Below are 16,894 nucleotides of genomic sequence, written 5' to 3'. Positions count from 1 at the left end.
CGCCTCCTTAAAAAAACGCTCCGTAGAACATTCCGCTGAATGTCGCCATAATGACAACCAGGGCCACATAAACCGCTGTTTTTTTAGCGCCCATCACGCTTTTCAGCACCAGCATGCTGGGCAGCGAGAGCGCGGGACCCGCAAGCAGCAACGCCAGCGCGGGGCCTTTGCCCATGCCGCTGCCGATAAACCCCTGCAATATCGGCACTTCGGTCAGCGTGGCGAAATACATGAACGCCGCCACGATTGACGAAAAGAAATTAGCCGCAAATGAATTGCCGCCCACGGCCCACGCCACCCAGGCCGACGGGATTACTCCCTCATGCCCCGGCCTGCCGAGCAGAAACCCCGAAACGAATACGCCGCCGAGCAGCAGCGGGAATATCTGTTTTGACAGTTCCCATGAAGCCGAAAACCAGTCGCCCAGTTCGCCTTCCTCGCCGTTAATCGCCCACGATAAGCCGATAAATCCCGCGCTGAAGGCTATCACCGGCATATCATGAAAAACCAATGCCAGAACAGCCGTGGCGGACGAGGCGGCAATAATTTTAATTCTATCCGCGCCGAACCACCGGACCACAAAAAACGCGAAGGCAAGCGCGGACAGAGAAGTTAACGGCCACTTCACGGAGTAAACCGCATAAAAGAATCCGCTTGTTTCGCCTGCCTTGCCCCAGTTGGCAAAAACAAGGACAGCGCACATCGCGGCGAAATACAAAACCGTCTGCCAAAGCGGCCTGATTGCTTCCGGCACGGGCAAATCCGCCTGAGACTGCGCTTTGGCGGCTTCTTCCTTTATAAAGATAAAGTGCATCGCCAGGCCGATGACCACGCTAAACACCACCGCGCCGATAGCGCGGGCAAGGCCCATTTCAAAGCCGAGTATGCGGGCGGTCAGCACAATCGCCAGCACATTGATTGCCGGGCCGGAGTAGAGGAAAGCGATGGCGGGGCCAAGCCCGGCTCCCCGCTTGTAAATTCCGGCAAAAAGCGGCAGCACGGTGCAGGAACAGACCGTCAGTATCGTACCGGATACCGAGGCCACGCCGTAAGATAAAATTTTGTTAGCCTGCGCCCCAAAGTAGCGCATGACGGACGCCTGGCTGACGAAAGCTGAAATGCCTCCGGCTATCAACAAGGCCGGCACAAGGCATAGCAGCACATGCTCGCGCGTATACCATTTGGTCAGTTCCAGCGCTTCGGTTACCGCGCCGTCAAAACGCGGCGCGCCGACCGGCAGGAAATAGAACGCAAAGAACGCGGCGGCAAAGCCCGCCAGCCATTTCCACTCGGTTTTCCAGTTCATCGCGTCCACCCGGAGGCGACCCTTGCCTGCCGCCTGGCATTATCCCTGACTACGCGGGCGATGCAGCCGAGAAATTCCATTATGCACGGGCACAGCAGGCGGTAGTATACCCGGTTGCCTTTCTTTTCCGAGCAGACGAGCCCGGCCTTGCGCAATAAATTGAGATGGAGCGAGACGGTTGAGATATCGCAGCCCGCCGTTGCGGTCAGGTCGCAAACGCAGACCGCTTGCCGGGCAAGCCTGTTTACCAGCAGCAGCCTTGTGGGGTGGGCGAGGGCTTTTATCACCTGCGCCTGCGAATCATAAAACATTTTTTGCTTTGTCATGCGCGGCCTCCATTGTCTAGTATTTTGCAAAATAACAAAATGCTTGTCAATTCCAGGCGCGACACTCCGGCTTGGCGGCCCGCCCCCTGTCCCGCCCTGCGACATCACCCGTTTTTTGAAAAGCTGTGGTGTATTGGCGGCAACGAAAACGGAATCAAACCACGAAACACACGAAAGGGGAACAAAAAAAGTTTCCGGTAGTTGTTCCCGCCTTGTTCCAGAGCCTTTTCGTGTGTTTCGTGTTATGCCGTTGATTGACAAGGGGAAAGGTGTTCTTTTCCATTTTTGTGTGTTTCAAAGAGGGACGCCGTTATTTTTGCATTTGTTCCTTTATTCGCGCGGTTGTTTCCTGCAATACGGGACAGCAAAATACGGCATTGTGGAAAAAACCTGGTCCCGCCCCCCTTGCGCGCGCGGGAAGATATATATAGACTGTAGATGATTTATGATGAAAGCGGCGGATTTGGTGGATTCGTTGAAGAGCGTATTCCTGGGGCCTCAGGAGCTTGTCGGCGTGGACCTGGGCAGCCATGCGGTTAAAATCGTCTGGCTCGTCGCGGGCGATAAGACCTGCCGGCTCAAAGGCTGGGCGCATGCGCCGCTGCAGTTCAAGGCTGACGCTTCCCCCGAAGAAAAGAAAATGGTTACCGCGCGGCTGGTAAAAGACTCCTTCAGCCGCGCCGGCATCAGGCCGCGCTCGGTGGCGGTTTCGGTGTCGGGCAACGCGGTGATAGTGCGCTACGTTTCCGTTCCGAAAATAGCCCCGAGGGATTTGCCGCTCATGCTGCCCGCAGAGGCGGAGCCGTTCATCCCCTTTGACATAAAAGACGTGCAGCTCGGCTGCCATATTCTCGGCGAGAGCGTGGAGGAAGGCCAGAAAAAAATGCAAATCGCGCTGGTCGCCGCGCGCAGCGAGCTTATCAGCGAGAGGATGGAAGTGTTCCGCGCGGCGGACATTTCCCCTCTGGTCATAGACGTGGACGCCTTCACGCTGGAAACCATATACGAGCGAATGGGCGGCTCTCACAGCGGCGCGGTGGTAATGCTCAACATCGGACACAAGCTCACCAATCTCGCCATCATGGAAAACGGCGTCACCCGCGTGGCGCGCGACATTCTTATAGCCGGCAGCAGCTTCACCAAAACCGTTTCCAAAAATCTGGGCATAGAAGCCGCCAAGGCCGAAGATATCAAGCGGCAGGTCGGCATCAAAGACTTGGCCAAAACCCTGCCGCCTTCCGGGCAGGACACCCTGTCGGTGGTGCAGAGCGACCAGGCCTCGGCCATTATCGCCGACATCGCGCGCGACCTTGCGGGGGAGGTGCGCCGCTCGGTGGATTTTTATCTTTCGCAGGGGCCGGACAGGGCGGTTTCCAAGGCGTATATAACCGGCGGCAGTTCCGGAATGCCCAATCTGGCCTCTTTCCTGTCGGGCGAGCTTAAGGTGCCGGTGGAGCAGTTCAATCCGCTCAGCATAATCACCGGCTCGGACGCGCCGCCCGTCCCGCCGGAGGTGGCGCCGTCGCTGACGGTGGCCGCCGGCTTGGCGCTGCGCAGGCTCTGGGACTGGCAATGATACGGATAAACCTCATCCCGCCGGAATATCTGGAGCGTCAGGAAAAACGCACGCAGGCCGCGCGCGTGGCCGGCGGCGCGGTTGTGGCCGCGGTGTTCTTCCTGGGGCTTACGGCCATGCACATAGAAAGCGCCGTCCGCGCTGAAAAGGAACTGCGCGTCAAAGAGGCGGAACTCAAGGAGCGCGCTAAAACCGTCGCCGTGGTAAACGAGCTGGAGACAAGCCGCAACGCGCTCAAGTCGCATCTGGACGCGCTCAACGGGCTGCTGTCGTCGCGGTATTATTATCCGCTGTTCATGCGCGGCATAACGCGCGAGCTGTCGCAGACGGTGTGGTTTTCCATGGTCAGCACGCAGCTCAAGGACGGCGGGAAAATAGATTTCGGGTTCAATTGCGCCGGTCGCAGCGGCGAGGATGTGGCCGCCTGGCTTTCCCGCATGGAGGCCGCTCCTGAATACTCCAATGTAACAGTGGGCCCCATCGCGCTCAGCAACGGCAGGGACGGGCAGACACTCTCTCTTTCGGTGAAGGGGACGTATCAGTCCCCGGCGGTGAAATGATATGGCAGAGCAACGGGACCAGGCAAGCGGCGAGTTGGCCAAAATAATTGCCGCCTCCGTGATGTTCTGCGGCATGTTCGGTTTCGGCTACTGGAAATTCCTGTGGAAGCCGTATGCGGCGCGCAAGGCCGACGCCGTGGGAAGGGTGGAGAGGATAAACCAGGAGATATCCAAAGCCAAGGGCATGGCCGCAAAGCTGGAGCCGCTCAACGCCGAGATAAGAGAGCTCAGGCTCCGCGAGGCCGACGCCGAAAAACGGCTGCCCAAGGGCCGCAAGCTGCCGGACATGATACGCTCCCTGACCGCCCTGGCGCGCGACAAGAGTGTTTTTATCTCCGCGATAACGCCCCTGCCCACGCGGGAACAGGTTTATTACACCGAAATTCCCTATGCGCTGACCATTACCGGCGGCTATCACGCGGTGGGCCGCTTCCTGGCCGAGATTGCGACGTCGCAGCGCATTTTCACCGTGCGGGATGTTAACATGTCCGTCGCCGGCGCGGGGATACAGGCCTCGTTCGTGCTGGTGGCGTACCAGTATAAAGGTTGAGATATGAGAGTACATTTAACCGCTTTCTCCTGCGTTCTGGCCGCCCTGCCGGCAATGGGCGCGCGCTGCCTGGCGCAGGACGTCTTCGGCGGGGATATAATGCTTTCCACCTCCGCGGGCGTAAGCGCGGGCCAGATTTACCGGCAGGAAATCGGGCGCGACCCGTTTATGCCGGTTTCCGTGTCGTCGGGGCCGGCTTCCAGCGCCACGCAGGAAATTCTGCGCGCCGCTTCCTCCGAGCCGGTGGAATTCGACCCGCGCAACCTGGAGCTTTCCGGCATCATGACCGCGCCGGACGGCCGCGTGGCCATGCTCTACGACAAGCTCTCCGGCCTGCCGTATTACCTTTCCAAAGGCAGGCTGTACGACCGCAAGGACAAGCCGGTTTCCGGCATAAGCGGAGTCATACAGGACAGGCAGGTAACCCTGTTTTCCGGCGGCAGCGAGATTGTAACCACCGCGCTTTCCGCGGATTTCCCATATACCAGGTCCGCGCGCGGCGCGAAGCTTTCCGGCGGCGCGGACAAGGAGCAACCCCGATGAGAAAATTTACGGCAATCGCGCTTTCGGCTGCGCTGATTCAGTGCAGCGCGGCGCCGTTACTTGCCGCGGAGCCTGTTTCTGTTGAATCCGTGGAGGTCGGCCCGGACAAAGTGGTCATCAGGACGGACCGTCCCGCGCAGTACGACAGCTTCTCGGTTACCGAGCCGCCGCGCGTGGCGGTGGAACTGCTGGACAGCCGCCTCAAGGACGGCGACAGGAAAATTTCCGGCGACGGCGGCGTGATAGAGGCCGTGCGCGTGGAACAGTACCAGAAAACGCCGGTCGGCATAGCGCGTGTCGTGCTGCAGCTTGCCAGAAAAGCCGCCTACGCTATTTCTTCGTCCGAAAATTCCATAACCGTCCTGCTCAGACCCTCCGGCGATTTGGCGTCCGCGCCGGGCAAGCTCCCCGCTCATGAAGAACCCGCCGCGCCGGACATGCGCGCCGCGTCCGCGGCCACGCGGTCCCGGCAGCCCGCGCCGGACGGCGACAGCGCCCCTGCCGACGGCCAGGACGGCGCCGCCACGCAGAAAAAGGTCCAGTATTACGACATTCTGGCCAGTCTGCCGCACGACCCGGTAACGTTGGACTACGACGCCACTGATGTGCGCGACGTGCTCAACATGCTGGCCGCGCGCATAAACGTAAACCTGGTTTTCAGCGACGATGTGGCGGGAAATGTAACCGTCCGCCTCAACAATGTGCCGTTCAGCGAGGCGTTTTCCACCGTGCTGTCCATGAAGGCGCTGGTGGCGCAGCAGCTCGGCTCCAATATCATGCGCATCAACACTTTGCAGGCCATTAACGCCGACAAGTCGCAGTCCGTGCTGGTGACCAGGGTGTTCCCGCTCAACTACATCCAGGCCACCGACGCGCAGACCATGCTTACAGGCGTCATAAAGGCGGAGGGGCGCACCGGCACCGTTACCGTCAACACGCTCAACAACATGGTGATTGTAACTGACACGCTCAACGGAGTGGATATAGCCGCCAGAATTCTGGGCCAGATAGACCGCAAACCGCAGCAGGTGCTTATAGAGGCCAAAATAGTGGAAGTCAACCTGACCGATTCCTCCGCCTTCGGCATAGAGTGGAACCTGACCGGCAATGTGGATGCGGCTTACGGCGGCGCGGCGGGCAAGAATATCATGGGCGCCTGGCAGTCCGACAGCACCACAGGCGATCTTTATTACACCCAGCCGGACGGCACGCAGAAACCCTGGCCCTGGCAGCCCGGCAGCGGCACCTACGGCAAGGGCAGCTTCGGCACGAAATACGGCACCGTTTCCGGCGAGCCGTCCGTGGGATTGTTCAATTTCGGACATGTGACCAACGATTACATCTTCCAGGTCAACCTCCAGGCCGCGCTGCAAAAGGGCAAGGCCAAGGTGCTTTCCGACCCGCGGGTGACGACTTTCAACAACAAGGAAGCCAGCATCAACATCACCACGCAGATACCGTATGTGACCACCACGGTCACAAACACCAGCCCGCCCATACAAAACACCACCGTCAACTATATCGCCACCGGCATCACGTTGAAAGTAACCCCGACTATAAACGCCGACGGCAGGATTACCATGGCGGTAAATCCCACGGTAAGCCAGCAGAATTTCACGGTGCCGGTGGCTGCCGGCGGCGCGCCCGGCGTTGACACCAGAACCGCCTCCACCACCGTCATGACAAAGGACGGCGCCACCACCGTCATCGGCGGCCTTATCTACGACAGCACGGTGGACGCGCTCTACAAAGTGCCGCTGCTGGGCGATATTCCGCTTCTTGGCTGGTTTTTCAAGAAGAAGGTCAACACCCGCCAGCGCATAGAGCTGCTGATATTTGTCACGCCGCGCATACTGGATGTCTGACAACGGGTTTTGCGTGTCCTGCGGCGTTTTCCGCCTGCGCGGAAAACGCCGCGTCTTTTCCCCATGAGCAGGCTTTCCGACAGGGCTTTTGCCGTTTATCTCGCCGCGATGCTGGCGGCGTATCCGCTGCTGCGCGGCGGAATGGACGTCTGGTCCCAGACCATAATTCAAAGCGCGCTGCTGGGCGGGTTCTGTGTATGGGTTGTGTCTGCATTGCCCGCGCGTGTTACAGCGCTGCCGCTTTGCGCGGCGGTCTGGTGGCTGGCGTGCTGGGCTTTGAGCCCTGCGCCGGGGCTGTGCCGCGAGGCTGCGCTGAACTGGATAACCGGAATCGCCGTTTTCTACTGCGCCGCGCTGCTGCCGGACAGGGAGCGCGGCAAAATCTTTTCCGCTGCGGCGGCGGTTAGCTGGTTTATGCTGGCGGTTGCCGCGTATCAGCTGCTGCGCGGCGACGATATGACCGGTTCTTTTGCCAACCGCAACGTGTTCGCCGACTGGCTGCTTCTGATTGCGCCGGCCATGCTGGCGCGTGGCAAATGGTTTCAGGCGGCGGCGTTTATAGCGGCAATCGCGCTGACACGCTCGCGCGCGGCGCTGGCCGCGCTGGCGCTGATTTTTATTTTCCGGCTGGCGCTGTCCGGCGGAATTTTGAAAAAGGCCGCCGCGCTTGCCGGCGCGCTTTTGCTGGGCGCGGCGGCGTTCCGCGCGGATATTTTCAGCCTGGTGCAGCGGCTGGGCTGGTGGCAGGCGGCATTGGACATGATACGGGCCAGGCCGCTTGCGGGGTTCGGTCCGGGAACATACGGCTTTGTCTATCCGGCTTTTCATGTGCCGGGCAGCGGGGAATTCTCGTCAATATGGGCGCATTGCTACCCGCTTCAGCTTGCGGCGGAAACCGGCGTCATGGCCACCGCTGTCTGGCTGGGCTGGATTGTCTGGCGCCTCCGGCCCGCTTTCGCCGGGCCGCAAGACCCGGGCCAAACCGTTCCCGTCGGCGCGCGGGAGGCGGTTGCCGCCGGACTGGTGATGTCGCTTGGCGATTATGCGCTGGCCGCGCCGCCGGTTTTTCTATTGTTCTGCTGGTGGCTGGGCTGCCTTGCGCCCTCTCCGCGCGAAACCCCGCCGGACTGCGCGCGCCCCAAAATCCCGTCCCTGATTTTCGGATTATGCGCCGCCGCGCTTGCGGTGTTTGCCTGCACCCGGCAGCATGATATGGACGTCAAATTGATTCGCGCGCGCTCCCTTTCGGATTCCGGCAGGACGGAAGAGTCGTTTTCACCGCTGCGGGAAATCTGCGCGCGGCATCCCGGCGAGCCGTCCGCCGCGCTTATGCTGGCGCGCGCATACGGCGCGGCGGCATTGTCCCGCAAAGACGGGGCGTACCTGGCCGATGCCGCCGCCGCTTACGAAGAGGCGCTGCGCCGCAACCCGTTCCACCCCGCCGTTTACGACGAACTGGCCAAAATTTATTCGCTGCTGGGCGACAAGCGCCTTGTTGCGGACGTATATATAAGGAAAGCCTCATGGATAAAATGGTGGCAAAACCGCGGCTGATTCTGCTGTTATGGCTGGCCTGCGCGCTTTGGCTGGGCTGGCTGGCGCAGCCGCTTGTGCGGGGGATTTTGCTGCTTTCGTTGTGGCCGGTGTTCGCGCTGTCGGCTCAGCCGCCGCGGCCTGCGCCCGGCGGTCCGGTTTGCTTCGGCGCAAAAGGGCCGGAATTGTGGCTGATTTTGTGGCTGCTGTGGATTGTCCTTGCAATTCCGTTTTCCTCCGCGCCGCTGAAGAGTTTGTGGCTTAGCGCGCATTACGCGGTATGCGCGGGTTTTTATTTCGCGCTTGCCCGCCAGGATGCGCGCGGCAGGGAGCTTGCCGCGCGGCTGATACATGCGGCGGGATACGGCGTTGCGCTGGTTATCCTGATTGTGCGCTTGCGCGGGGGCATTTTTGAGGCGCATGCGAACTGGACGGCTTGTTTTGCGGCGGCGGGTTTTGCGATGTCGCTGGCGCTGGCGGCGTCTGCGGATTATCCCTCCCGGCGCAGGGCGGCCATGGCGGTTTTCGCGGCGGTATGCGGGGTCGCGGTGTATATGTCGCAGAGCAGGGGCGCGCTGCTTGGCGCAGTTGCGGGCGCGCTTTTTGTAATCTGCCGCATCAGCAACCGCCGCGCGCTGCTGTGGTGCGCCGGCGGCGCGCTGGCCGCGCTGGCTTTTATTCCGCAATCCGTATTTGTGGAGTTTGCCGCCAAGCCGTATGACCCTTTCGCCTTCGGGCGGCTGCATATCTGGAGGATCGCGCTGGATGTAATCGCGCATAATCCTCTGGCGGGTGTTGGCGCGAGATGTTTTGAGCACGGGTATCTGCTGCTGAACACTCCGTATCTAGCCGGAATAAGCATGTACGGCAGGTACGCGCAGGACGCGCATTCCTGGCTGCTGAATCTCGCCGCCGAAAACGGCCTGCCCGCCGCGTTTTTCTTCCTGATGTTTGCGCTGGCCGGGCTGCTCCGCGCTTTTTCCGCCTCCGATGCGCGGCCAGGCGCGCTGGCCGCGGTTGTGATGGCGCAGTCGCTTTTCGACGGGACAATGCTTTATCTGCCTGTGGCTCTGCTTTTTTTCTGCGGGCTTGCGGCAGGCGCGCCGGAATCCCCCGCGCCGGAAAAACGGCAGTGGCGGGTTGCGGCGGCGGGTTTCGCGCTGTGCCTGGCGGCTTTTGCCGTGCGCACTGGAATTATCGGCGGGTATTATCGGGGCGACGCGGGCGCGTGCTTTGACCGCGCCGTCGCGGAGCTTTCCCTGAATCAGCCAAATCCGTACATCGCGCTGGATGAAATCAACCGCGCCGCCGGCCTCAGCCCGCATAACGCGGTATACCGCCTCGCGCGCGGAAAAATATACGAGAAGCTGGGTTTTGATTCCCGCGCGGAAGCGGACTTCAAAACCGCCGCCGCCCTGGAGCCCGCATATATCTCCCCCGCCGCGTCGCTGGCCCGGCTTTATGCCGGGCGCGGCAATGCGGAACCGGCGCGTCTGTGGCGGGCCAACGCCGCGTCGCGGGCCGCGCTTTGCGCCGCAAAGCCGCGCCGCGGTTTTGACGGGCTGCTCTGCGCGACAGTTTTACCTTGACCCCGGAGTGTGCAATAGAGCAGCGGGATTCGACGGCGACTGGCGAGGACAGTCCGGCGCGGAACTTGGCAGGCATATCCCGCCGTCCGCCGCCGAATCCCACAATTCAACTGAAACATTCAGGTTAGGTTCCCGGGCGAACTTTTGGGCAAATTTCCCATGCCGGGCTTGTCAGCCGGCGCAGTTTTCCGGCAGGCAGCCGTCCATGGCGTCCAGAAAACGGCGGTACCAGGGCGCCATTTCCTGATAGCTGTGCCAGACGTCGCCCAGCTTGAAGGCCAGCATCACGCAGCCCACGTATCCGTCGTATGCGGTAAAGCGGCGCGCGGCGGCCTTTATGCGCAGCTCTTCCCCGGGCGAGACGTCCGGCAGGTCCAGAAAGCCGAAAAGCTCCTCCTGCCACAGGAAACGCCGCGCCTTTGTGTAGATTACGGGCGCGCCCAGAGATTTGGCCATTTTGAGAAAACCGCGGTAGCCGTCGCGGCTGCGGTCCCATTCCAGTATGGCGGGCGGGTTGGGGTAGGCGGCGCCGTCCTCGTCGGTTTCCAGCTCGCCGGTCCAGAGCAGCTCCAGATTTTCGCAGTGGTAGTTTTTAAGCCCCAGATTGGAGACGGCCCTTTCCATGTCCTCGGCCATGCGGACCAGAGTGTCGGCTGCGTGCGTCATAAATCCTCCAGAATTTTAAGTGCGGCGGCGTTCATGTCCGCGCGGCGGGCGGCGGTGTCGTCGTCCATGCCGGCAAGGTGCAGCGCGCCGTGCGCCGCCAGAATCAAAAGCTCTTTTTTCAGGCTATGGCCCAGCCGCGCGGCCTGGCGCGCGGCCTGCTCCGCGCATACGAAAATATCGCCAAGCGGCGCGCCCGGCGCGGCGGGATAGGAAAAGGCTATCACATCGGTCAGCCGGTTTTTTTTCAGCCAGCGGCGGTTGAGCCGCCTGATGCGTGTTCCGTCCACAAAAATCACGCACACGGCGCCGCCGGTTTTGCCCAGCGCGCGGGAAACCGCTTTTTTCAGTATCGCCTGCGGCGGCCTGCTTCCGCGCGGGACGGCGGCCTCGTAAAAAACGCCCACCCGCTTTGCGCGGCCCGTTATTTTTTCGCTTTTTCCCATTTGTCGTAGGCGTCCACTATCTCGCGCACCAGAGGATGGCGCACCACGTCCTCGCTTGAAAACCGAACAAATCCCACCGCCGGGATTTTGCGCAGCACCTGCATGGCGTGCAGCAGCCCGCTCTGCGACTTGTCGCGCAAATCCGTCTGGCTGGTATCGCCGGTGATGACCATTTTGGAGTTGAGGCCCATGCGGGTCAGGAACATTTTCATCTGCTCGGGCGCGGTGTTCTGCGCCTCGTCCAGAATTATGAAAGCGTTTTCCAACGTGCGCCCGCGCATGTAGGCCAGCGGCACTATCTCCACCACGCCGTCATCGCGCCAGGCGCGCAGCCGCTCCGGCCCCAGCATGGCGTAAAAAGCGTCGTAGAGCGGGCGCAGATAGGGATGCACCTTCTCGTAGAGGTCGCCGGGCAGAAAGCCCAGCTTCTCCCCCGCTTCCACTATGGGGCGGGTGAGGATAATACGCTCGGCCAGGTTCAGCTCCAGCGCGCGCAGCGCGGCGGCCACGGCCAGATAGGTCTTGCCGGTTCCCGCCGGGCCGGTGGCGATTACCAGGTCATGCTCGAAAATCGCCTCCAGATACCGCTTCTGCCGCGGCGAGCGCGGAACGGCGGGCCTGCGGCAGGCGGCCTCTTCCTCCCGCGGGGAGGGCTGGCGCGGCGGCGGCTGCTGCGCGGCGGCCCTTATGCGCGAGAGCGCCTTGTCCACTCTGGAAACACTGCCCCGCACCGACAACTCCACAGCCTGCCCGTCCGGGTCGTGGCGGACGAAAATGCCCACGCGCAGTTCGCGCTCCAGCTGGCGCAGCCTGCTGTCCTGCGCGCCCAGCACGGCCAGCGCCTGCGCCGAATCCTCCAGCCTGATTTTTTTGGTAACCATCAGATCAGCGTGCGGCCCCTGGGGATTACGGCTATGCCGGAGGGGTCTATGTAATGGTGCTGCGCGTCCTCGTCCGGGTCGTGGCCTATGGAGATTTTGGGGCCCAGCGTGTTGAAGCGGTCCACTATCACCTTCTTGAGGCGGGTGCCGGGGCGGATTTCGCAGGCGTCCATTATGATGCAGTCCTCAATGACGCATTTCTCGTGCACCGTTACGCCGCGGCCCAGTATGCTGTGGTGTATGGAGGCGTTGTCTATGATGCAGCCGTCGCTTATCATGGAATCGCGCACGTCGGCGCCTATGAATTTCGCCGGCGGGGAATTGTAGCTGGCCGAATGTATCTGCCAGCTGCGGTTGCTAAGGTCCAGCCTGGGCTTTTCGCCCAGGAGGTCCATGTTGGTCTGCCAGTAGCTCTGTATGGTCCCCACGTCGCGCCAGTAGCCTTTTTCCTCGTAGGATTTTATGCCGGGCAGCGTCTGCGAATGGAAATTCCACGCGAATACGCGGTAGCGCTTGCATATCGCCGGCAGAATGCTCTTGCCGAAATCAAGCCCCGGCATTTCGGCATGTTCCTCGTGAAATATTTTCACCAGCGAGTTGTAGTTGAAAATATAATTGCCCATGGAGGCGTACACGCAGCCCGGATTGCCGGGAATGGGTTTCGGGTTGGCAGGCTTTTCCTCGAAGCCGGTAACGCGGCCTTTTGAATCCGTCATTATGGTGCCGAAGGCGCTGGCCTGTTTTATCGGCACCGTCAGCGCGGCTATTGTCACGTCGGCGTTGTTGGCGACGTGGAAATCTATCATCTGGCGCACGTCGCAGCGGTAGACGTGGTCGGCGCCGAATATGGCCAGGATGTCGGGCTTGAAGTCGCTTATTATGTTGAGGTTCTGGCGCACGGCGTCGGCTGTGCCGCGGTACCACATCTCGCCCAGCCGCATTTGCGGCGGCACTATGGTGATGAACTGGTCGTTGGTGATACCGCTTAGCCTCCAACTCATGCGCACATATTCAATAAGCGACTGCGACATGTACTGCACCAGCAGGTAGGAGGAGAACACGCCCGAGTTGACGAAATTGGAAAGGACGAAATCTATGATTCTGTACTTTCCGCCGAAGGGCACCGCCGGCTTGGAACGTTCCTTGGTGAGCGGGTACAGCCGCTCGCCCTTGCCGCCCGCCATCACAATTCCCAGAACTTTCATATGCCGCCTCCTATCCCAGACTGTCCAGAATTTCCGCCAGATCCGCGCCCACACAGAGCATGTTGGGCGTGTCGCGCAGCGCGAACTGTTTTATGCGCAGCTCGCGCAAATCGCGGGAGGCAAGCGCCAGGTCCTCAAGCGCGTCCGCCTCGCGGACTACTATATGCTCCTGCTCGTCCATGCCGTAGGAGTGGAAGAAATGCTCCGCCACTCCGGGAAACCGGGAAAGCGCCGCCTGCCGCTCGGCCAGGAATTTGTCGCGTTCGGGCTGGGAAAGCTCGTGCCAGGCATGCGCCCGCACCAGCGGGTGCAGCAGCATGTAGCGGTACTTGCCGAACAGCCCCGCCGGCACCCCGCCCGCGCAGTTTCTGGCGGGCGGCTGCTCCGGCAGGGTGAAAAGCCCGATAAAGCACATCGCCGGCGTGAAATACCTGCCCGCGCCGGAGGTGGAAATGCGCGACCAGGCCTTCTGGATAAGCCTTATGTCGGGCGCGGCCATCCACAGCAGCATATCGCAGCGGGCGTCCAGCCCCACCAGCGAATAGGTGCGCAGGAAAACCTCCTCCTGCGCGGCGCTGACCGTGTTTTCCAGCTCCTGCTTGGCGGCGATGCGCTCGTTTGAGAGCAGGCGGCGGAATTCCGGCGCGGCTTTAAGGAACAGGAAGTTGGCGTAGCGTATGTCGGACTGCCTGGATTTTTTTTCCATAAATCAGCTCTTGCCGCCGATTTTCCGGGCGGGGCAGGGGCAGCTGGCCCCTTCAGGCTTGATGTTGTAGAGCGAACTGGGGTCTATGTAAATCATGCCCGGCTCCACCCCGTCCAGAATTTCCGCGTAATTGCCCAGCCGTCCGCCGGGCTTGACCTTGGCCAGTATCAGCATATAGGTCTTGCCTTCGCGCCGTATAAGCGTGTTGACCGGAACCTTGGCGTAACGGGGGTTTGCGGGGTTTTGAATTTCGCCGGTGAAAACCATACCCGGCTGGTATGACTTGTCTCCGGTGGTTACTTCCACGCGCACTTGGTAAAGCCCGGTGTCGCCCACTGGCACGAAGCGGTCCAAAACGCCCCTGCCCTTGAGGCCGTCCGGATCCGCAACGATGGCGGGCATGCCCGGCTGCAGCGGTATGGGGACTTTGGTGTTGGTCCTGCCTATCACGTAAAACTTGCGGCCTATGGTGAGAATGGGGTCGTTCTCGTGCAAATCCTGGCGGTCCTTGACGTTCATCTTGACCACAATGCCGGAATAGGGAGCCTTGATATGCTCATAATCAAACACGCTGCCCCAGCGCCTGCGCACCGTGGCGGTGGAGGCGCCTATATCCAGCTGCGCGGCCATTTCCACCGAGGTGATGACGCCAAGGTCCTGTCCCTGTTCCACCCACTGGAACAGCTTGGTTTTGAATTCGTAAAGCCTGCCGTCAAAGGGCGCCAGCATGTCCGCGAAATCCGAAGCCGTGGTGGTGCCCGCAAAATGCACGAACCCTTCCACCGCGCCGGTTTTCACTCCGTCAAAAGAGCCGGAGAACACGCCTCTTGCAGTGGCAGGCGGTATATATTCCTCCGTTTTCCAGTATTTTTTTTCGGCGGGCTTTTGCGGCAGGGCCGCCTGCTTTGACTTTGTGGAAGAGCCCGTCTTTACACGTTTGCGCCTGGCGGGGGCGCGGGCTTTCCCGGTCGCCCGGTTTGCCGCAGGAGGGGGTGCGGCTTCCGGCGCGGGCAGCGTATCCCCGCCGGCGGGGGAGGGCATGGGCATGGGCGTCGCCTGCTGTTCCGCCGGCTGCGGCTGCGCGGCGCTGTCCGCCGGAGGCTGCTGCGCGGGCGGCTGCGGCAATGTCTGCGGCGCAGCCGCAGGCGGCTGCGCGCCGGAGTTCTGCTGCGGCTGGTCCGCTATCGGCCCGCCGGAGGCCGCGCCGGATATGCCCGGGGTTGAAAGCTGCTGCGGCACATTCGCATGAGTCTGCACTTCCGGCTGGTCCTGTGCCGCGGCGCAGGCGGCCAGCAGCATCATTGCGCTCAGCAGCATTTTCATAATCAGAAGCACTTCATGGACTGGCCGGAAAACTCCGCGGGACGGGAAAGATAGAGTTTCTCGAAAGCTTCCAGTGTCCAGGGCATTTTCATGCGGAATATGTTTATTATGGCGTCTGCATAGGCCCGGATTTCAAGCTGCGCGTGCGCGTCCGCGCGCAGCGCCAGGAAATTGAACAGGCTTCTGGCGTTCACCGTCCAGTAGAACTGCGTGTACTGGGACACGGGCAGCGCCATTCTGGCCATTTCGCGCGCGACGCCGGAGGCCAGCAGCTTCCGGTAGGCGGCAAAAGAAGCCTCCACCGCGGCGGAATACTCCGCCAGCAGCTTTTCCTGGTCCAGCTTTTCGGACGAGACGGAGCCCTGCTTGTTCCCCGTATCCTGGGCGCGGAAGGCCTGCGGGATGTAAAACTCGTCCCGGACCTCGGTATAGCGCGCGCTGACCTCGTTGTAGGAGCCCCAGCGGTGCCGCATCCATTGCCGGGCGACGAATATGGGGCATTTTACATGGAATTGGAAGACGCAATGCTCAAAAGGCGTGAAATGCGCGTGGGCGAGCAGGTATTCTATGAGCTTCTTATCCCGCTCCTCCCCCTTGGAATCGGAACCGAATGTAACCCGCGCGGATTCCGCCGCGCGCAGGTCTCCGCCCATGAAATCCTTCAGGCGGACAAATCCCTTGTCCAGCACGGTTACGGACGCGGCTTCCCGCTCTGTGGTTGTGGTCATAATCATTCCTTGCCAGCCGGCGCCATGGCCGGCCCGGCATACAGCGGCCCCGGCTGCAACTTAAGCCCCGCGCGGTGCATCTGCTCAAGCCAGGACTGCAAACCCTTTTCCGGCAGGGAGACTGTCCCGCCCCGGGTGTAAAACGCGCCCGCAAGTATCTCCCCGGTGATTCTATCTAATTCCCCCGCATCAGGTGAATAGCCGAGAACAAGAGTTCTGGCCCCCGCCGATAATTCGCGCACGGCCTTCAGCAGTTCCGCGCGGCTGCGCCGGGCGCGTTCGCCCGCCGGAGCGGGGGGGGACAGCTTTGCCGGCGCGGAGCCGCCCATCCGCCCGAAAGCGGCCCCTGCCCTGCTGTTGCCGGCAAAGAGCAGCGCGGCGCGCGACTTTTTAATACCGGCCTTGCGCGCGGCGGCGTCCGCCGCGGAGGCAAGGCATGACAGCAGCGCGCGCGCCTCGCCGGGGTCGTCCGGCTCGGCGGCGACAACAACCAGCGCCGCGGCCCCCGGCGAAACCGCCGCGAAAGCCGACGCCGGAGCCAGCAGCGCGGAAAACAGCATATCGCTTTTGTCCAGCCCCTGCGTCATCACTACGGGAATTTCGTTGCGTGCGCGCTCTGCCCGGCGCGGGAGGCGGCCCGCGTTCAGTTTCTTCGTATACGGCGCGCTGGGATTTTCCGCAAGGCCCAGCAGGAAGCGGCTCTGCTCCAGCTCCGGCGAATCCGGCGGCAGGAACGCGGGCACCGCTATTATTTTTCTGACTCCCGCCGCGGCCAGCCGCCGCAGCGCGGGCGAAAGCGCGCGCAAATCCGCCGCGCCGAATACTGTTTCCACCGGCATTTTCCTGCCCAGCGGCGCGCAGGCCCGGCCAAGCTGCCGCTGCCAGCCCGCTCCGCTTTCCGGGGAAAGCACCAGCAATCCGGCCTCTCTGCCGGCGTTCTGCGGCGTTGCGGGCGCGCGGGTCCGCGCGCGGAAAACGGCGGTGTCGCTCTCCATCGGCGGCAAAGACCGCGCCGCCGCGGGCGCGGCGCAAAGCAGCGCCGCCAGCGCGACCGCCGGGCGCGTTTTCAACCGCAGTTGCAGGGCGGACGGCAT

The 16,894-nt window shown here is 61.8% G+C and carries 17 protein-coding genes; 7 read left to right on the top strand and 10 right to left on the bottom strand.

What is annotated here, in order from left to right; translation table 11 throughout:
• Nucleotides 1–7: 7 nt before the first annotated feature.
• Both WC421_00335 and WC421_00330 read right to left on the bottom strand, forming a co-directional pair.
• Nucleotides 8–1,306: a permease gene (locus WC421_00335; protein ID MFA5160671.1), complete on the bottom strand. Its 1,299-nt coding sequence runs from the start codon at nucleotides 1,304–1,306 to the stop codon at nucleotides 8–10.
• A complete protein-coding gene (locus WC421_00330) occupies nucleotides 1,303–1,632 on the bottom strand; it encodes a metalloregulator ArsR/SmtB family transcription factor (protein ID MFA5160670.1) in 330 nt (109 codons plus the stop codon). The genes WC421_00335 and WC421_00330 overlap by 4 nt, the downstream gene beginning before the upstream one ends.
• 445 nt (nucleotides 1,633–2,077) lie before the next feature.
• Here WC421_00330 and pilM point away from each other — a divergent pair, with 445 nt between their 5' ends.
• From pilM to WC421_00295, 7 genes are all read left to right on the top strand, one after another.
• Entirely contained in the window at nucleotides 2,078–3,208 is a 1,131-nt protein-coding gene (gene pilM, locus WC421_00325; GenBank protein ID MFA5160669.1) for a type IV pilus assembly protein PilM, read from the top strand.
• Entirely contained in the window at nucleotides 3,205–3,768 is a 564-nt protein-coding gene (locus WC421_00320; GenBank protein MFA5160668.1) for a hypothetical protein, read from the top strand. Before pilM ends, WC421_00320 begins: the two co-directional genes overlap by 4 nt.
• A 1-nt stretch (nucleotide 3,769) precedes the next feature.
• Nucleotides 3,770–4,318: a type 4a pilus biogenesis protein PilO gene (pilO, locus tag WC421_00315; protein MFA5160667.1), complete on the top strand. Its 549-nt coding sequence runs from the start codon at nucleotides 3,770–3,772 to the stop codon at nucleotides 4,316–4,318.
• A 3-nt stretch (nucleotides 4,319–4,321) separates the two neighbouring features.
• Nucleotides 4,322–4,861, top strand: a complete 540-nt coding sequence (locus tag WC421_00310; GenBank protein MFA5160666.1) for a hypothetical protein — start codon at nucleotides 4,322–4,324, stop codon at nucleotides 4,859–4,861.
• Nucleotides 4,858–6,726, top strand: a complete 1,869-nt coding sequence (gene pilQ / locus WC421_00305) for a type IV pilus secretin PilQ (protein ID MFA5160665.1) — start codon at nucleotides 4,858–4,860, stop codon at nucleotides 6,724–6,726. Before WC421_00310 ends, pilQ begins: the two co-directional genes overlap by 4 nt.
• A gap of 63 nt (nucleotides 6,727–6,789) precedes the next feature.
• Nucleotides 6,790–8,280 carry an O-antigen ligase family protein gene (locus WC421_00300; protein ID MFA5160664.1) on the top strand — a complete coding sequence of 497 codons (1,491 nt, stop codon included), beginning with the start codon at nucleotides 6,790–6,792 and terminating at the stop codon, nucleotides 8,278–8,280.
• Nucleotides 8,250–9,848: an O-antigen ligase family protein gene (locus WC421_00295; GenBank protein MFA5160663.1), complete on the top strand. Its 1,599-nt coding sequence runs from the start codon at nucleotides 8,250–8,252 to the stop codon at nucleotides 9,846–9,848. The genes WC421_00300 and WC421_00295 overlap by 31 nt, the downstream gene beginning before the upstream one ends.
• A 171-nt stretch (nucleotides 9,849–10,019) precedes the next feature.
• On the opposite strand, the gene WC421_00290 is transcribed toward WC421_00295, so the two are convergent.
• The 8 genes from WC421_00290 to WC421_00255 are packed head-to-tail and all read right to left on the bottom strand — an operon-like array spanning nucleotide 10,020 to nucleotide 16,894.
• On the bottom strand, nucleotides 10,020–10,514 hold the full coding sequence (locus WC421_00290) for a hypothetical protein (protein MFA5160662.1): 495 nt from the start codon (nucleotides 10,512–10,514) through the stop codon (nucleotides 10,020–10,022).
• A complete protein-coding gene (gene ybeY, locus WC421_00285) occupies nucleotides 10,511–10,957 on the bottom strand; it encodes an rRNA maturation RNase YbeY (GenBank protein MFA5160661.1) in 447 nt (148 codons plus the stop codon). The genes WC421_00290 and ybeY overlap by 4 nt, the downstream gene beginning before the upstream one ends.
• Nucleotides 10,936–11,838 carry a PhoH family protein gene (locus tag WC421_00280; GenBank protein ID MFA5160660.1) on the bottom strand — a complete coding sequence of 301 codons (903 nt, stop codon included), beginning with the start codon at nucleotides 11,836–11,838 and terminating at the stop codon, nucleotides 10,936–10,938. The genes ybeY and WC421_00280 overlap by 22 nt, the downstream gene beginning before the upstream one ends.
• Entirely contained in the window at nucleotides 11,838–13,043 is a 1,206-nt protein-coding gene (gene glgC / locus WC421_00275) for a glucose-1-phosphate adenylyltransferase (protein MFA5160659.1), read from the bottom strand. Before glgC ends, WC421_00280 begins: the two co-directional genes overlap by 1 nt.
• Before the next feature lie 10 nt (nucleotides 13,044–13,053).
• A complete protein-coding gene (locus WC421_00270) occupies nucleotides 13,054–13,749 on the bottom strand; it encodes a chlorite dismutase family protein (GenBank protein ID MFA5160658.1) in 696 nt (231 codons plus the stop codon).
• Between the two features lie 3 nt (nucleotides 13,750–13,752).
• On the bottom strand, nucleotides 13,753–15,072 hold the full coding sequence (locus tag WC421_00265) for a hypothetical protein (protein ID MFA5160657.1): 1,320 nt from the start codon (nucleotides 15,070–15,072) through the stop codon (nucleotides 13,753–13,755).
• Between the two features lie 2 nt (nucleotides 15,073–15,074).
• Entirely contained in the window at nucleotides 15,075–15,800 is a 726-nt protein-coding gene (gene thyX, locus WC421_00260) for an FAD-dependent thymidylate synthase (GenBank protein MFA5160656.1), read from the bottom strand.
• A gap of 2 nt (nucleotides 15,801–15,802) precedes the next feature.
• Nucleotides 15,803–16,894, bottom strand: a complete 1,092-nt coding sequence (locus WC421_00255; protein MFA5160655.1) for a hypothetical protein — start codon at nucleotides 16,892–16,894, stop codon at nucleotides 15,803–15,805.

The sequence above is a fragment of the Elusimicrobiales bacterium genome (genome assembly GCA_041651175.1).
In the GTDB taxonomy this organism is placed as follows: domain Bacteria; phylum Elusimicrobiota; class Elusimicrobia; order Elusimicrobiales; family Elusimicrobiaceae; genus JAQTYB01.
This window is presented reverse-complemented; position numbering and strand designations above follow the sequence as displayed.

Excerpts from the sequence above, each read along its gene's own strand:
- WC421_00335 (MFA5160671.1), bottom strand. The coding sequence starts at position 1,306 with ATGAACTGGAAAACCGAGTGGAAATGGCTGGCGGGCTTTGCCGCCGCG.
- WC421_00330 (MFA5160670.1), bottom strand. The coding sequence starts at position 1,632 with ATGACAAAGCAAAAAATGTTTTATGATTCGCAGGCGCAGGTGATAAAA.
- pilM (MFA5160669.1), top strand. The coding sequence starts at position 2,078 with ATGATGAAAGCGGCGGATTTGGTGGATTCGTTGAAGAGCGTATTCCTG.
- WC421_00320 (MFA5160668.1), top strand. The coding sequence starts at position 3,205 with ATGATACGGATAAACCTCATCCCGCCGGAATATCTGGAGCGTCAGGAA.
- pilO (MFA5160667.1), top strand. The coding sequence starts at position 3,770 with ATGGCAGAGCAACGGGACCAGGCAAGCGGCGAGTTGGCCAAAATAATT.
- WC421_00310 (MFA5160666.1), top strand. The coding sequence starts at position 4,322 with ATGAGAGTACATTTAACCGCTTTCTCCTGCGTTCTGGCCGCCCTGCCG.
- pilQ (MFA5160665.1), top strand. The coding sequence starts at position 4,858 with ATGAGAAAATTTACGGCAATCGCGCTTTCGGCTGCGCTGATTCAGTGC.
- WC421_00300 (MFA5160664.1), top strand. The coding sequence starts at position 6,790 with ATGAGCAGGCTTTCCGACAGGGCTTTTGCCGTTTATCTCGCCGCGATG.
- WC421_00295 (MFA5160663.1), top strand. The coding sequence starts at position 8,250 with ATGGATAAAATGGTGGCAAAACCGCGGCTGATTCTGCTGTTATGGCTG.
- WC421_00290 (MFA5160662.1), bottom strand. The coding sequence starts at position 10,514 with ATGACGCACGCAGCCGACACTCTGGTCCGCATGGCCGAGGACATGGAA.
- ybeY (MFA5160661.1), bottom strand. The coding sequence starts at position 10,957 with ATGGGAAAAAGCGAAAAAATAACGGGCCGCGCAAAGCGGGTGGGCGTT.
- WC421_00280 (MFA5160660.1), bottom strand. The coding sequence starts at position 11,838 with ATGGTTACCAAAAAAATCAGGCTGGAGGATTCGGCGCAGGCGCTGGCC.
- glgC (MFA5160659.1), bottom strand. The coding sequence starts at position 13,043 with ATGAAAGTTCTGGGAATTGTGATGGCGGGCGGCAAGGGCGAGCGGCTG.
- WC421_00270 (MFA5160658.1), bottom strand. The coding sequence starts at position 13,749 with ATGGAAAAAAAATCCAGGCAGTCCGACATACGCTACGCCAACTTCCTG.
- WC421_00265 (MFA5160657.1), bottom strand. The coding sequence starts at position 15,072 with ATGAAAATGCTGCTGAGCGCAATGATGCTGCTGGCCGCCTGCGCCGCG.
- thyX (MFA5160656.1), bottom strand. The coding sequence starts at position 15,800 with ATGACCACAACCACAGAGCGGGAAGCCGCGTCCGTAACCGTGCTGGAC.
- WC421_00255 (MFA5160655.1), bottom strand. The coding sequence starts at position 16,894 with ATGCCGTCCGCCCTGCAACTGCGGTTGAAAACGCGCCCGGCGGTCGCG.